Annotated in this window: 15 protein-coding genes; 12 read left to right on the top strand and 3 right to left on the bottom strand. The window is 33.8% G+C overall.

Annotated features, from left to right (window positions below; genetic code table 11):
* Positions 1–7 precede the first annotated feature (7 nt).
* The 7 genes from sufD to AC1RP1_RS05700 all read left to right on the top strand — a co-directional run bounded on the left by sufD (position 8) and on the right by AC1RP1_RS05700 (position 8,259).
* Positions 8–1,294, top strand: a complete 1,287-nt coding sequence (gene sufD, locus AC1RP1_RS05730; RefSeq protein WP_481761646.1) for a Fe-S cluster assembly protein SufD — start codon at positions 8–10, stop codon at positions 1,292–1,294.
* A complete protein-coding gene (locus AC1RP1_RS05725) occupies positions 1,263–2,501 on the top strand; it encodes an aminotransferase class V-fold PLP-dependent enzyme (protein WP_481761647.1) in 1,239 nt (412 codons plus the stop codon). The genes sufD and AC1RP1_RS05725 overlap by 32 nt, the downstream gene beginning before the upstream one ends.
* Positions 2,488–2,919 (top strand): Fe-S cluster assembly sulfur transfer protein SufU, encoded by a 432-nt coding sequence (sufU, locus tag AC1RP1_RS05720; RefSeq protein ID WP_481761648.1) that lies wholly within the window; start codon positions 2,488–2,490, stop codon positions 2,917–2,919. Before AC1RP1_RS05725 ends, sufU begins: the two co-directional genes overlap by 14 nt.
* 14 nt (positions 2,920–2,933) lie before the next feature.
* Positions 2,934–4,328 (top strand): Fe-S cluster assembly protein SufB, encoded by a 1,395-nt coding sequence (sufB, locus tag AC1RP1_RS05715; protein ID WP_481761649.1) that lies wholly within the window; start codon positions 2,934–2,936, stop codon positions 4,326–4,328.
* Positions 4,329–4,384: 56 nt separating this feature from the next.
* Positions 4,385–5,320, top strand: coding sequence for an ABC transporter ATP-binding protein (locus tag AC1RP1_RS05710; protein ID WP_481761650.1), 936 nt, complete (start codon positions 4,385–4,387; stop codon positions 5,318–5,320).
* Positions 5,313–6,083: an ABC transporter permease gene (locus tag AC1RP1_RS05705; RefSeq protein WP_481761651.1), complete on the top strand. Its 771-nt coding sequence runs from the start codon at positions 5,313–5,315 to the stop codon at positions 6,081–6,083. The genes AC1RP1_RS05710 and AC1RP1_RS05705 overlap by 8 nt, the downstream gene beginning before the upstream one ends.
* A gap of 271 nt (positions 6,084–6,354) precedes the next feature.
* Complete coding sequence (locus AC1RP1_RS05700) at positions 6,355–8,259, top strand: M13 family metallopeptidase (RefSeq protein ID WP_481761652.1); 1,905 nt, start codon at positions 6,355–6,357, stop codon at positions 8,257–8,259.
* Positions 8,260–8,351: 92 nt separating this feature from the next.
* On the opposite strand, the gene AC1RP1_RS05695 is transcribed toward AC1RP1_RS05700, so the two are convergent.
* Both AC1RP1_RS05695 and AC1RP1_RS05690 read right to left on the bottom strand, forming a co-directional pair.
* A complete protein-coding gene (locus AC1RP1_RS05695; RefSeq protein WP_481761653.1) occupies positions 8,352–8,822 on the bottom strand; it encodes a nucleoside 2-deoxyribosyltransferase in 471 nt (156 codons plus the stop codon).
* 102 nt (positions 8,823–8,924) lie between these two features.
* On the bottom strand, positions 8,925–10,028 hold the full coding sequence (locus AC1RP1_RS05690) for a baeRF6 domain-containing protein (protein ID WP_481761654.1): 1,104 nt from the start codon (positions 10,026–10,028) through the stop codon (positions 8,925–8,927).
* A 92-nt stretch (positions 10,029–10,120) separates the two neighbouring features.
* Between AC1RP1_RS05690 and AC1RP1_RS05685 the strand changes: the two genes are divergently transcribed.
* Positions 10,121–10,762, top strand: coding sequence for a DNA alkylation repair protein (locus AC1RP1_RS05685; RefSeq protein ID WP_481761655.1), 642 nt, complete (start codon positions 10,121–10,123; stop codon positions 10,760–10,762).
* 30 nt (positions 10,763–10,792) lie between these two features.
* Here AC1RP1_RS05685 and AC1RP1_RS05680 read toward each other — a convergent pair whose 3' ends face one another.
* Entirely contained in the window at positions 10,793–11,509 is a 717-nt protein-coding gene (locus AC1RP1_RS05680; RefSeq protein WP_481761656.1) for a DUF975 family protein, read from the bottom strand.
* Positions 11,510–11,709: 200 nt separating this feature from the next.
* On the opposite strand from AC1RP1_RS05680, the gene AC1RP1_RS05675 reads away from it, so the two are divergent.
* The 4 genes from AC1RP1_RS05675 to AC1RP1_RS05660 all read left to right on the top strand — a co-directional run bounded on the left by AC1RP1_RS05675 (position 11,710) and on the right by AC1RP1_RS05660 (position 15,964).
* Positions 11,710–12,750: a zinc-binding alcohol dehydrogenase family protein gene (locus AC1RP1_RS05675; protein ID WP_481761657.1), complete on the top strand. Its 1,041-nt coding sequence runs from the start codon at positions 11,710–11,712 to the stop codon at positions 12,748–12,750.
* 4 nt (positions 12,751–12,754) lie between these two features.
* On the top strand, positions 12,755–13,309 hold the full coding sequence (locus AC1RP1_RS05670; protein WP_481761658.1) for a 5-formyltetrahydrofolate cyclo-ligase: 555 nt from the start codon (positions 12,755–12,757) through the stop codon (positions 13,307–13,309).
* Between the two features lie 135 nt (positions 13,310–13,444).
* On the top strand, positions 13,445–14,755 hold the full coding sequence (locus tag AC1RP1_RS05665; RefSeq protein WP_481761659.1) for an NCS2 family permease: 1,311 nt from the start codon (positions 13,445–13,447) through the stop codon (positions 14,753–14,755).
* 102 nt (positions 14,756–14,857) lie between these two features.
* Positions 14,858–15,964 (top strand): D-alanine--D-alanine ligase family protein, encoded by a 1,107-nt coding sequence (locus AC1RP1_RS05660; protein WP_409022784.1) that lies wholly within the window; start codon positions 14,858–14,860, stop codon positions 15,962–15,964.
* Positions 15,965–15,995 lie beyond the last annotated feature (31 nt).

The raw sequence follows: 15,995 nt of genomic DNA, 5'->3' as shown, positions 1-15,995 counted from the left end.
CCGGAAAATGATTGATTTGAAGCTCTTAGAACAAAGTATAATTGATTTTTCAAATTTAAAACAAGAACCTGAGTGGTTTCAACAATTAAGAAGAGATGCCTTTGTAAAAAAAACATTACTAGCGCTTCCTTCATTTGAAAAAATTAGATACCAAAAATGGCCCATTATACCTGAAACACTGGTTAAAGAATCAGGGGAATTTGTTTCAAAAAAATCGGATGAAAATACGTTTATTCAAGTTGGATCTCGAACGATTAGTTTAAATATATCTGAGGAATTAAAAGAAAATCATGTTATTATTTGCGACTGGTCAACCGCGTTAGTGGAACATGCAGATTTAATTAAGAAATATTTTATGACTAAGGCAGTTAAATGGGATAGTGATTTGTTGACCGCAACGCATTTAGCACAATTAACCGGTGGTTTGTTTATTTATGTACCTAAAAATGTTGTATTAGACAACCCAATTACAACTTATTTAACGCAGGATGCACGGGACAATCAGGACTATGTACAGCATGTTTTAATTGTCGCAGCAGAAAATAGTCAGTTTTCATATCTAGAAAATCGTTCAACAGTCGGTGATCAGATCACAACCGCAAATATTATTGTGGAAGTGATTGCTAAAGCTAACAGTCATGTTAAATTTGCTGGAGTTGATCAATTAGGGGAACATACAACAGCATATATTAACCGTCGGGGTTATTTATTAGGCAATGCAAAAATAGATTGGTCAATTGGATTACTTAATAATGGCAATATAATTGGCGATTTCGATTCTGATTTAATTGGTGCAGGTTCTCACGCAGATGTTAAAGTTGTTGCGATTTCAACAGGAAATCAGATTCAAGGGATTGATACACGGGTGACGAATTATGGTAAACATTCAATTGGTCAAATTCTGCAACACGGTGTAATTTTATCGCGTTCTACATTAATATTTAATGGAATTGGCCATATTATTAAAGGTGCAAAGGGTGCGAATGCTCAACAAGAAAGCCGTGTGCTAATGTTATCCACAAAAGCACGTGGAGACGCTAATCCTATTTTATTAATTGATGAAAATGATGTTCAAGCTGGACATGCAGCTAGTGTTGGACGCGTGAATCAGGAACAATTGTACTATCTGATGAGTCGTGGATTACACAAAGAAGAAGCAGAAAGACTTGTTATTCGTGGATTCTTAGGACCTGTTTTAACGGCAATTCCGGCAGTTGATGTTCGTGAACGATTAATCGAAACAATAGAGGGGAAACTCATTAATGGTCAAAAATTTGAAAAAGTATCGCAATGATTTTCCTATTTTAAAGCAAATTGTGAATGATGAACCGTTAATTTATTTTGACAATGCTGCAACTGTTCAGAAACCACAAGCAGTTATTAATGCCATTTCACATTATTATGAAAATGATAATGCCAATGTACATCGTGGTGTGCATACTTTAGCCGAGCGTACAACACAGCAATTTGAAGATGTACGACAAGCTGTTGCTGATTTTATTCATGCAAAATATTCAGCTGAAATCTTATTTACAAAAGGGACAACCGAAAGTTTAAACTGGGTTGCTCAGGGTTTTGCACAGAATCGATTGAAACCAGGGGATGAGATTTTAATATCTATTATGGAACACCATAGTAACCTTGTTCCTTGGCAACAAGTCGCACAAGCAACTGGTGCTAAATTAGTTTACATCGACATAACAGATGATGGACAATTAGACATTAATGATGCGAAATTAAAAATGACAGCTAAAACTAAAATTGTATCGCTAACTCAAATTTCAAATGTTTTGGGGAGTATAAACCCCATCAAAGAATTAACGGACATGGCACATACAGTCGGTGCGGTTGTTATTTGTGATGGGGCGCAATCAATACCTTATATGCCGATTAATGTTCAGGAGTTAGATGTTGATTTTTTTGCTTTTTCAGGTCATAAAATGGGGGCTGCAACTGGTATTGGCGTTTTATATGGAAAAAGTAATTATTTGAACGAGATGCAGCCACTAGAATTTGGTGGTGAGATGATTGATTTTGTTGAAGAGCAACAATCAACCTTTAAAGATATTCCTTGGAAATTTGAAGCGGGGACACCTAATATTGAAGGGGTCATTTCATTAGGTGCTACTATTCACTATTTAAATGAAGTTGGAATGGTTAATATACAAGCACATGAACAGATGCTCATCACTGATTTATTACCTAAATTAAAAGCCATTTCTGGCATTACTGTCTATGGGCCAACTGAAAGTAAAAAACGATCAGGCGTTATTTCATTTAATTTGGAGGGACTACATCCGCATGACGTTGCGACAGCTCTTGATATGCAAGGAATTGCGGTTCGCGCGGGTCATCATTGTGCACAGCCATTAATGAAGTGCATGGGTGTATCGTCAACTGTTCGTATTAGTTTATATTTTTACAATACTTTAGAAGAAAATCAAAAATTTATTGACGCGTTAATCGCTACAAAGGAGTTCTTTAAAAATGGGACTATCTAAATTAGATAATTTATATCGCCAAGTTATTTTGGAACATGCCACACATCCGCATCATCATGGCTCACTAGTAAAGGGTCAGAAATCAATTGAACTCAGAAATCCAACCTGTGGGGATGTTTTAAAAGTTGAACTTATCATGAGTGACAACAAGGTTCAAGATGTTGCCTTTTCTGGGACGGGTTGTACGATTAGCCAGGCATCTGCAAGTATGATGACTGATGAAATTATTGGTAAAGCAAAAAATGAAATAGAAGAAATGGTGACAACATTTTCAAGAATGGTAACAGGTGAAACGATTGATGAAAATCTTTTAGGTGATGCTGCTATTTTAGAAGGTGTCGCTCAGTTTCCAGCTCGGATTAAGTGTGCCACATTAGCTTGGAAGGCAGTTTATCAAGCTATTAATTTAGAAAATTAGAGAGGAGGTAAGATATGAAAGAACTAGATGTTGGTGGTGAGTATGAATATGGCTTTAAAGATGATATTGAGCCTGTTTATTCAACTGGGCGTGGCTTAACCGAAGCGATTGTTCGAGAAATTTCGGCAGCAAAAAATGAACCAGAGTGGATGTTGGATTATCGACTTCGTGCCTTTGCCTTATATGAAAAGATGCCAATGCCAAGTTTTGGTCCTGATTTGTCTAAGTTAGATTTAGCTAATATGCGCTATTTTCAACGTGCTAGTGATAATGTTGCTAGAGACTGGGAAGATGTCCCAGATAAGATTAAAGAAACCTTTGACCGACTTGGTGTTCCAGAAGCTGAACGTAAATACTTAGCTGGCTCTTCTGCACAATATGAATCAGAAGTTGTTTACCATCATATGCGTGAAGATTTTGAAAAATTAGGAATTATTTTTATGAGTACAGATGCTGCCGTCCAAGAATATCCTGAATTGGTTAAACAGTATTTTGGCAAATTGGTTCCTGCCTCTAATAATAAATTTTCAGCTTTAAATTCGGCTGTTTGGTCTGGTGGTACTTTTATCTATGTACCTAAAGGTGTGAAGACCGAGGTGCCTATTCAAAGTTATTTCAGAATTAATGCGGAGAATACAGGACAATTTGAACGAACATTAATCATTGTTGATGAAGGCGCAAGTGTTAATTACGTTGAAGGTTGTACAGCACCTAATTATTCGGCAGACAGTTTGCATGCGGCAGTCGTTGAAGTGAACGTCATGAAAGATGCCTATTGTCGGTATACAACGATTCAAAATTGGTCAGATAATGTGTATAGCTTAGAGACAAAACGTGCTAGAGCCTTAGAAAATGCGACGATGGAGTGGGTTGATGGTAACCTTGGATCAAAAGTTACAATGAAATATCCAAGTATTTATTTAGATGGTCAAGGCGCACATGGCACAATGTTGTCGATTGCGTTTGCTGGTGGGAATATCGTTCAAGATACTGGGGCAAAAATGATTCACAATGCTAAAAATACGACTTCTTCGATTGTTTCTAAATCGTTATGTAAAGATGGTGGACGAGTTGATTATCGAGGTTATTTAAAATTTGGTAGACATAGTGATGGTTCGTTTGCACATGTCGAATGCGATACAATCATCATGGATGATAAATCAGCGAGTGATACGATTCCATTTAATGAAATTTTAAATGGCAATGTTTCTATGGAACATGAAGCTAAAGTTTCTAAAATTTCTGAAGAACAATTATATTACTTAATGAGTCGCGGAATTTCTGAAGCAAAAGCAACAGAGATGATTGTAATGGGATTTGTTGAACCGTTCACCAAAGAATTACCGATGGAATACGCTGTTGAATTGAATCGTCTGATTGAGTATCAGATGGAAGGCAGTGTGGGGTAAAATAGTTTAGAATGATGTTACTTTTCCTAAAAAGTAAATAAGGGGATAATAATTAAATGATATATGCACTGGAAATAAAAGGCTTAAAAAAAGAATATGCAACGGGTGTTAAAGCGTTACGTGGTATTGATCTGGCTGTAGAAGAAGGGGATTTTTATGCACTTTTAGGGCCTAATGGTGCGGGAAAATCAACGACAATTGGTATTATTACATCTCTTGTGAATAAAACAGCGGGAACAGTGAAGGTTTTTGATTACGATATTGATACCAATTTGGTACAAGCCAAACAACAAATTGGACTTGTCCCACAGGAATTTAACTTTAATCCTTTTGAAACGGTTCAACAAATTGTTGTTAATCAGGCTGGTTACTATGGTGTTCCTCATAAAGAAGCAATGGAGCGCAGTGAAAAATATTTAAAACAGTCAGATTTATGGGAAAAACGTAATGTACGTGCACGAATGCTTTCTGGTGGGATGAAACGAAGATTGATGATTGCCAGGGCATTAATGCATGAACCTCGGTTGCTCATTTTAGACGAACCAACTGCGGGTGTAGATATTGAGTTGAGACGTGAAATGTGGTCTTTTTTAAAGGAATTGAATGAGAATGGCACAACGATTATCTTGACGACTCATTATTTAGAAGAAGCAGAAACACTTTGTCGTCATATCGGTATTATTCAATCAGGTGAGTTGATTGAAAATACGAGCATGAAAACTTTATTATCAAAATTACAATTTGAAACGTTTATTTTCGATTTAGATGTGTATGATAAAAAGCCAGAAATTATAGGGTATAAAAATTCCTTTGAAGACGCGCAAACAATTTCTATCGAAGTTGAACGAAATCAAGGTGTTAATGGGATCTTTAAACAATTTGATGAACAAGGGATAAAAGTTCTTTCTATGCGAAATAAATCGAATCGATTAGAAGAGTTATTCTTGAAAATTACGGAAGAAAAGCACCAAGTGGGGGAGAAACATGTTTAATCAATATTTTACTGCATTAAAAAGTCTCGCAATAAAAGAAACTAATCGTTATTTGAGAATTTGGGTACAGACATTAGTACCACCAGTGATTACAACATCATTGTATTTTATTATATTTGGTAAAATGATTGGTGGCCGAATTGGTGCAATGGGTGGATTTTCATATATGGAATTCATTGTACCAGGGTTAATTATGATGTCGGTGATCACTAGTTCGTATGCTAATGTATCTTCGTCATTTTTTTCTCAGAAATTTCAGAAAAATATTGAAGAATTACTAGTTGCACCAGTACCAACGCATATTATTATATGGGGATTTGTTATTGGAGGACTTGGAAGAAGTGTTTTAGTTGGGGCACTTGTCACTATTATTTCATTATTTTTTGTACCTCTTCATGTTTTTTCGTGGGTCATTATTATTATCACACTTTTGATGACAGCCATTTTATTTTCATTAGCAGGATTAATTAATGGTATTTTTGCACAGTCATTTGATGATGTGTCAATTGTACCTACGTTTGTTTTACAGCCATTAACTTATCTTGGTGGTGTTTTCTATTCTATTTCAATGTTACCACCAGTTTGGCAGGCCATCTCTAAGATTAATCCAATTGTTTATATGATTTCAGGATTTAGATATGGTTTTTTAGGTAAGACTGATGTATCACTTGCTTTATCAATGATAATTCTTATTCTGTTTATTGGTGTTCTTTACTGGATTTGTTGGTATCTTATTAATAAAGGTAGAGGTTTGAGAAGTTAGGATAGCCAATGTAATAATCCTTCTTTCTTATTAATCATTCTGTGACGGTTGATCAATAATGAATCTGGATAGCACCAAAAACAAAAGTCTTATGGCTTTTGTTTTTTTGTTAGGGTACGAAAAATGGTACCAAAGATAGATATCGTAGACTCTTTAAAAGATAGATATAAGGTATATTTTGAAAAAATGTCTGTTTTTCAAGTAAATTATTATTAAAACACTAGAATAACGTTTATACTAGCTACATATAAAACTAAAAAGGAGATAAATAATGACTATAAATAAACAATTAATTAAAGATGATTTATACGAAGCAGTAAATGGTGAATGGTTAAAAACTGCCAAAATTCCTGATGATAAACCTGCGACGGGTGGTTTTAATGATTTAGCTGATGAAATTGATAAAACTTTGATGGCTGATTTTGAAAAAATGTCAGCTGATTCTAGTGTTAAAGCACCATTAATGCAAGAATTTTTAAACTATTATGCCTTAGCAGCTGATTTTGATCGACGTGAATCAGAAGGAACCTTACCATTGAAAAAAGTTTTAGCACCTTTAGAAAATTTAACAAGTTTAGCTGATTTCGATACTAAATGGGCAGATTTTGTTCGTGCGGGTTATCCAACACCACTTGGGTTTGATGTTGATGCTGATATGAAAAATGCTAAAATTAATGCTTTATTTGTGGCAGCTCCGAGTTTGGTTTTACCAGATAAAACGTATTATGAACGAGATAATTCACAAGCTGAAGGTTTACTTAAAGCATTTAGGGCGATGATGACTAAGTTATTAGTTGCTTTAGATTATAGTGAAGAAAATGCAAATCATGTTATTACAGAGGCACTAACTTTTGATCGTAACTTAGTGCCAAATGTCAAGAGTGCTGAAGAATCAGCTGATTATAGTAAAGCGTACAACCCACAAAGTTTCACAGAATTTAGTTCACAAAGTAGTAATTTAGATTTAAAATCAATTGTTAAAAATCTTTTAAATGGGAATGAACCAGAAAAAATAATTGTGACTGAACCTAAATTTTTATCATCTATTGATGAACTCGTGAATACAACTCATTTTACAGAATTTAAAAGTTGGTTAATTGTTAAAACAGTAGGGAGTCTTAGTTCATATTTATCAGATGACTTACGTGTTATTGCTGGTGAATACGGGCGTGCATTATCTGGAAGCAAGGCACCGAAAAAACAACAAAAGTTTGCTTATTATCTAGCCATGGGAACCTATAGTGGGGTTGTGGGCGAATATTATGGATATAAATACTTTGGTGAAGATGCTAAAGCAGACGTTCAACAGATGGTTGAAAAGATGATTAATGTTTATCAAAATAGATTGGCTACTAATAATTGGTTAACAAGTACTACACGTGATAAGGCAATTTTAAAATTAAGTAAATTAGGTATTCAAGTTGGGTATCCAGATAAAATTAACCCGCTTTATCAAAAAATGCACGTTAATATGGAAAAAACATTGCTAGAGAATGCAATGGCCTTTGATAAATTAGCCACTGAAGATATGTTTAGTAAGTGGGATAAACCTGTCGATCGTGATCTTTGGGAGATGAGTGCAGCAACAGTTAATGCTTATTATCATCCCTTTAAAAATATCATTGTCTTTCCAGCGGCTATTTTACAAGCACCATTTTATAGTTTAGAGCAGAGTAGTAGTGCTAACTATGGTGGTATTGGAGCAGTTATTGCGCACGAGATTTCACATGCTTTTGATAATAATGGTGCGCTATTTGATGAGTATGGTAATTTGAATAATTGGTGGAGTGAAGCCGATTTGACCCATTTTAAAGAATTATCACAACAAATGATTACTGAATTTGACGGAACTGAATTCGCAGGCCAAAAAGTTAATGGGACTTTAACAGTTTCTGAAAATATTGCTGATGCTGGTGGGCTTAGTTGTGCACTTGAAGCGGCTAAATCTGAAGACGATACTGATTTTGAAGCATTTTTCATTAATTGGGCACAAGTATGGCGAATGAAGGCTTCAACACAGTATATGCAATTGTTATTATCAATTGATGTTCATGCCCCTGCTAAGTTGCGTGCTAATATTCAAGTTCAAAATTTAGCAGAATTTTATGATGCCTTTGATATTGTTGCAAGTGATGCAATGTATAAAGCAGTCGATGAACGCGTTAATATTTGGTAAATGATTAATTAAGACAAATTAAAAGGACATTATCAAAATGATAATGTCCTTTTTGCTGCGATTGTTTATCCGTAATACTTAAAGGTAGCATATTATAATACTTCGTTCTCTGTAATTTTTTCTTCCAAAACGTTGAAATTATATTCAGAAAGTTCATTTAAGCCATTTTTACTCTCATCAAAGAAAGCAGTTAAACTTTCAGATAACATTAGATTGATAACACGACCAGCTTCAAATTGAACTAAGATAACTGGAATATGAGCTTCTACTGCCATACCAACTTCAAACATAGTACCAGAGTCAGGTTCGTTATCTTCGTCTTCTTTGTAGTCTAAGATAGCAACAACAACGTCTGCGCGATGAACTTGGCGTGTGTCAGCTAAATAAACTGCACGTTGCCATTGTTGACTGAATTGTTCATATTGTTTACTTTGATTATCTTGGGGCAAGTAAATATTGTCACTATCAATTGTTTTGTTCTCTTTTAATGCTGCAACAACTTGAGAAACACGTTCACGTTGTTTGTCGCTAAAAAATGGACCTGCTAAATAAACTTTATTCATTAATATCGTCTCCTGGAATATATATTTGCTTTTTTAAGTATAGCATGACATTTTAAAAATGGGCACAAAAAAAGAAGACAATGAAGTCTTCTTTTTCAATTTCTAAACACCGTAAACGAATTGACCTGAATTAAAGTGGTCAGCTGAAATAACGTAAACGTTACCACTATTACGTAAAGTAAAGTTAGCTAAATCATTTAATAAGTTATTGGTTGTTTTTCCAGGTTCAGTATCGATAATTTGACCATCACTAATTAAACCAGGGAATACAGCGTCTTCGTTAATTAATAAAGTATTAACACGATGTTGCGTTAATAGAGCAAACAAATCGATTGGGTTTGTTTTGCTTGGATTAACTTCATCAAGTGAACGAGCACGATCCAATAAATGATCAATTGTTTGATTGATTAAAATTTGATTTTGATCTAACAAATCTTTTTCAATTTCTGTAGTTGTTAGGGCACTAGGTGATTTTTTAATTGTAATTTCTGAATTAACTGATTTTAATTTTGTTAATTCATGGAATAAGCTTTGATTTTTAGGTAGTCCAATAAGGAAAAGACGTTTATAAATTAATTCGGGATGGGTAACTAGGAATTTTTCAATTGCCAAGTAGTAATTTCTATTATCAATCGCTTTTTCTTCATCCTTAGTATTTAACCCATGGAGGGCGCCAGTAGGGCCATGAGTGGTCGTGGTATCTGTACTTTCAGGACCAAGAGTTGATACCATGTCGATAGGAGCATCCTCTGGGAGTTCTTGTTTCAATAAGACACCTTCTTTGAATTGATGTAATTCAAATGAATCACGGTGTAAGCTTAGGATTGTTCCTGATAATTTTGTTGCTTGTTGAGCTAATAAAGGTAAAGTGTATGCTTCAGGACCAACAATAACTTTATCTACTTCAATAGCGTGATTTAAATTAAATTTAAAGTAATCGTTAGGTGTTAAGTAAAGTGCGATACTAGGGAATTGACCGATTTTATCTGCAATTTCATTAATAAAATTAACCAATTGTGTTTCAATTAGTTCCCAAGTTTTCTTAGGTACATCCGAATGAGCTTCTTTGGCAGTTTTTAAACTAGTTTTTAGTTTTAACTGATTCTTCGCAGCAAAATTAATACCTGGATATGTTTTGATAAAGATTGATACAATGGGTTCTTCTTTGATTGTGAGTAATTTTTTCAAATTGTTATGCATTGACATAATGGTTCCCCCTTTATATGATTACCTTTAGTATAACATCATGAAAACGGTTATCCAACTTATATGGTTACGTTTTCATAAAAGGAGTAAATATGATTTATTTAGAAAAAGATAACAAAAATATTAAAAAAATGGAAGCTTACATGAAAAATAATTTTTCTTACTTAGGGATTAAGACACCAAGTCGACGTGAACTAACAAAGGACTTGATGAAAGAATCTAAGAGTTGGCCTCTAGAAGAGTTAATCTCACAAATTTTAGCTTATTATGGTCGTGAAGAAAGAGAGTATCAATATGTTGCAATCGACTTAGCACAAAAAAATCTTAAACGATTGACGGTTGATGAAGTCCAAGTATTGGTTGAGTTAATTAAGGTTAAACCATGGTGGGATTCAGTAGATGCTTTACGTAAGGTTATTAGTGACTTTTTAAAATTAAGTCCGATAAATTTTAACGATATTAGTAAGCAATTTGAAAACCATGATAATTTCTGGATGCGTCGTGTGGGTATAAATCTTCAGTTAGGCTATCGTGAAGAAACTAATCTAGCTTACTTATCAAAGATGATTTTGAATGATAGAACAACAGATGAATTTTTCATCCAAAAAGCGATTGGTTGGTCATTACGTGAGTATGCTAAGACTGATGAAAATTGGGTTATAACTTTTATTGAGAGCCATGATCTATCAAAGCTAGCTGTGCGAGAAGGACTTAAACATGTGAAGACAAAATAAAAAAGACTGATTTTATTCAGTCTTTTTTGCTTATTTTAAGGTTAAGAATTTATCTCCGGCAAGGTCTCTGTAGAAATTTGCTTTAATTGCTTGTTGATAAGGCATGTACCAAATATAACCAATTCCAAGTGTCACGATTGATAATAGGTACCAACCAACCAGACTTAACTCTATTACGAATAAATCAAATTTGTGTCCGTTCATTAATTCACGGCTTAACGTTATTTTTTTATTAATACTGATGTCAGGATGATTTGGGTTATCTGTTAAGTCTTTGTTAATCATAAAGACTTGTGAATAAGAATAGTATTTAATAATTCCTGGGACAATAAGCAAGAGAGTCCAAAGTGTACTATAAATGGTTTTGAGAATGGCGATACCAATAGATGGGAAAAATAATTCATTTGAGAAAACTTGGAAACTTTGTGTAAATGCATGTTCTGGTGTTTTTTGTGAACTGACCCAAGTTAAGAATGTATATGAAACACCTACAAGTAGAATTTGAAAAATAAGATAAAGAACAACGACAGTTGCTGAAATTATAGGACTGATAGCTGATGATTGGTTATTATTTTCAGTAGAATATAAATTCATAATGTCTGCGTACTCAGTAGAATATAAGCGAGAATAAACAATAAAAATAAGGATTGCTAGTAAGCTAACTAGGATAGCTGACTTCCAGTGTCCTTTAAGTAATGCCTTTGATTCAGATTTCAGTTGTTGTCTCGTTTTTAGTGGTTTTTCCATGATGTGTGTCTCCTTAATTGTATATGTTTTAATAATATTTTAAGCATACATTAAACCAAATATTAAGTCTATACTGACAGATTGAGAATGTGAGTATTTCAATATTTTTAGACGGTATAAAAGTGAAACAAACCAAACTTTTTGTTAGATTGTAGTAAGATGAATAGCGTAATCTATATTAATGGAAGAAGAGTGAGCTAATGGTAAATAAAATGAAGGCCATCGCAGCATTTGGAAAATTTCCGACAGAAGATAAAAATGCATTACGAGATGTCAAAATCGATAAACCGACACCTGAAAATCATGATATTCTTGTGAAGGTAACGGGTATTTCAGTGAATCCAATAGATTATAAATCAAGAATGTTAATTGATTCTGAAGAAAAATTACTTATTTTAGGTTTCGATGCAATCGGGGTCGTCTCTGAAATAGGATCAGAAGTAACACAATTTAATAGTGGTGATAAGGTTTTTTATTTAGGTGTCAATAATCGTTCAGGAAGTAATGCTGAGTATCAGCTAGTTGATGAACGACTAGTTGGAAATGCACCCAAGAAAATAACAGACAGTGAAGCAGCCGCTATGCCACTAACAGGTGTAACAGCATGGGAAGCATTATTTGAAAAATTAAATTTCATTCCAGAGAAAAATGCCAATAGTGGAAAATCAGTTTTAATTATTAATGGAGCTGGTGGTGTAGGCTCTATTGCTATTCAACTTGCTAAATGGGCTGGTTTGACTGTTATCACGACCGCTTCAAGATTAGAAACGAGCGATTGGGTTAAAAAGATGGGCGCTGATATTGTCATTAATCACCGAAAAGATTTGAAGAAACAATTAGTTAAATTAAATATTAATGAAGTTGATGGTATTCTAATATTGCACTCAACAGAAACTTATTTTGATTTAGCAGCAGATATCATCAGACCTCAGGGTATTATTACTTCAATTGTGGGCACATCTGATAATTTACCAATTGGTAAATTAAAAAATAAAAGTAATGAGTTTAAATGGCTAACAGTTTTTACTAAAGGTGTATATTACACGGCAGATATGAGCTCTCAAGGTAAAACATTAAATCGCTTAGCCACGTTATTAGATGAAGGCAAACTAAAATCAACGATGACTAAATCATTGGTGGGGATTAACGCCGATAATTTACGAACGGCTTCTGAAGTTGTTGAAAATGGTAAGATGATTGGAAAGTTTGTAATAACTGGTGAATTTAACGCGGAGGTATAAGCTATTGAGTAAAAAAGAAATTAGAAAAATGATTATTAACAAGATGGTTGATTTGGCAAAAAATAAGGTCCTTGAAAAAAGGAATCAGGAGAAGGCAATTATTGATAAAGTTTTACAATCTGAAGAATGGGAATCGGCTGATTCAATCGGATTAACAATTAGTCAATCGATTGAGTTTAGTACTAACGAATTACTATTGGCGGCACTGTCTCAAGGTAAGAGGGTGTATATACCAAAAACGATGCCTGAAAAGCAACTTGCATTTTTACCTTACTTATCTATTGAACAGGTGCTTATAAAAAGTGATTATGGACTATTAGAACCTGAATATAATGTTGCACTTGAAAAGAATAATTTAGATTTAGTGATTGTACCAGGAGTTGGGTTTAATTTAGAGAATAATCAAAGGATTGGCTTTGGCGGTGGTTATTATGATCGGTATATTGCAAAATATCAACCAAAAACAATTTCACTTTGTTTGGACGTTCAAAATGTAATTTCTGAGAAATGGACAAGTAATCAGTTTGATATTAAAATTGATAAAATTATTACAGTATAAGTTCTATTTGAATAAATCCTTAACAAAATACAGTTTAATAATATTATTTACATTAATATACGAATATAGTAAAATTGTAATTGCTCATTAATGAGATAAACACGAACAAATGTATTTATGAAAAGGAGATTTAAAATGATTAATCGCATTAAATCATATTTTGAAATTGATCAGTTACATACAACGGTTAAACGCGAAATGTTAGCTGGTTTTACAACGTTTATATCAATGGCTTACATATTATTTGTTAATCCTACGATTTTAAGTGCTTCGGGGATGGACAAAGGGGCAGTATTTACTGCAACTGCATTATCAAGTGCTTTAGGCTGTATTTTAATGGGTATTTTAGCTAAATACCCAATAGCAACAGCTCCCGCATTGGGTATTAATGCCTTTTTCTCATATTCAGTTGTTATAGGTATGGGAATTCCATGGCAAACAGCTTTAGCAGGTGTATTTGTAGCATCACTAATTTTTATTTTAATTACTATTTTTAAACTACGCGAAATGATTATTAATGCTATTCCAAGTAACTTAAAATACGCTATCTCAAGTGGTATTGGTTTATTTATTGCTTTTATCGGTTTACAAGATGGTGGCTTAATTATCGCAAACAAATCCACAGTTGTGGGCCTAGGTCCATTGACCGTTGGTACAACATGGTTAACAATCTTTGGCTTAATTGTTACTGCAATTTTAATGGTTAGACGTGTTCCAGGTGGTATTTTTATTGGGATGTTTGCAACAGTTATTCTAGGATTCATCACAGGATTAATTAAAATGCCAACACAAGTTGTTGCCGGTGCCCCAAGTTTGGCCCCAACATTTATGCAAGGCGTTAAACATATTAGTGATATTAACACGGTTCAGTTATGGGTAGTCGTTTTAACCTTCTTGTTAGTTACTTTCTTTGATACTGCTGGAACACTTGTTGGGTTAGCTCAACAAGCCGGATTCATGAAAGACAATAAAATGCCTCGTGTCGGTAAAGCTTTAGTTGCTGATTCAACAGCAATGCTTGCTGGCTCTGTTTTAGGAACATCTCCAGTTGGTGCATATGTTGAGTCTTCAGCAGGTATCGCCGTTGGTGGACGCTCAGGTTTAACGGCTGTTACAACTGGATTATTATTTATTGTCGGGATATTTTTCTCGCCATTATTATCAGTTGTAACAACACAGGTCACTGCTCCAGCATTAATTATTGTTGGTGTATTGATGGCACAATCTTTAACAAAAATCGAATGGACAAAAATGGAAATTGCAATTCCAGCATTTTTAATTGTAATTGGTATGCCATTAACTTATAGTATCTCTGACGGGATTGCTTTGGGAATGATTTTTTATCCAATTACAATGATTGCTGCTGGTCGTCGAAAAGATGTTCATCCAATCATGTACGGACTGTTCTTTGTGTTCTTACTTTTCATGTGGATTTTAAATGTTTAAATAAAATAGCAAACGTAAATGACAGATCTACTATAAACATGGTATTATTTAGACTAAGAGTTTAAAGCGAACAAAAATAATACAATAGGAATGGAGAATATGATGACAAGCGAAAAGATACACATTGGATTACTTTTTGGTGGTAATTCATCAGAACATGACGTTTCAAAACGTTCAGCACATAATATCTACGATGCAATGGATAAAAATAAGTACGAAGTTAGTTTATTCATGTTTACAAAGGAAGGTGTACTACTTGGAGATGCTGCTTCACGTCGCATTTTTGATGGCGAACCAGAAGCAAAAGTTGTTGAAGATGTCTTACCAACAATTGATTTTACAAATCCGTTAGCTAATATCATGAGTTTAACTGAAGTTAAAGATATTGATCTTTTTTATCCAGTTATTCATGGTAATATGGGTGAAGATGGTACAATTCAAGGATTATTTAAACTTTTAGATAAACCATATATTGGTAGTGATGTTCGTTCATCAGCAATTTCATTTGATAAAGATTTAACTAAGAAAATGTTAACGTTAAATAATATCAGAAATACTAAATATTTGGTTGTTAAGGCCAACAATCGTGCTGAAATGACTTACGCACACATTAGTAAGGAACTTGGAGAAGTTGTTTTCATTAAACCAGCTAACCAAGGATCATCAGTTGGTATTCATAAGGCACATAACGAAAAAGAATTCCTTGAAGGTATAGAAGATGCATTTTTATATGACACAAAGCTTTTAGTTGAAGAATCAATCGAAAATCCTGATGAAATTGAATGTTCAATTCTTGGAAATACTGATTTAAAAGCTTCAAAATTAGGTGCAGTTATCGTACCTAAATCTGATGTATTTTACGATTACAATAATAAATTCGTTGATGCTTCAGGTGTGGAATTTGAAATGCCTGTTGAATTACCAGATGAATTAACAAAAGAAATCCAAGACATGTCATTACGTGCTTTTGAAGCATTGGGTTGTCGTGGTTTAGCACGAATTGATTTCTTAGTTAAAGATGGTATTCCATATCTTGGTGAACTAAATACGTTACCTGGATTCACAAACATTTCGCTTTATCCACAATTGTGGGAAGTTTCAGGAATTGGTTATTCAGAATTAATTGATAAATTAATCCAATTAGCATTCGACGAACATGCCGCTGTTAAAGAATTACATTATGACTTTACTGAATTACCTGAAATCTAAATTTTAAGAAGATTATTAGTCTGGAGACAGC

It is taken from the genome of Dellaglioa sp. CoH-56-MRSF-13 (assembly GCF_056782095.1).
The sequence above is the reverse complement of the archived record's forward strand: the minus strand, read 5'-3'. Positions and strand labels throughout refer to the sequence as shown.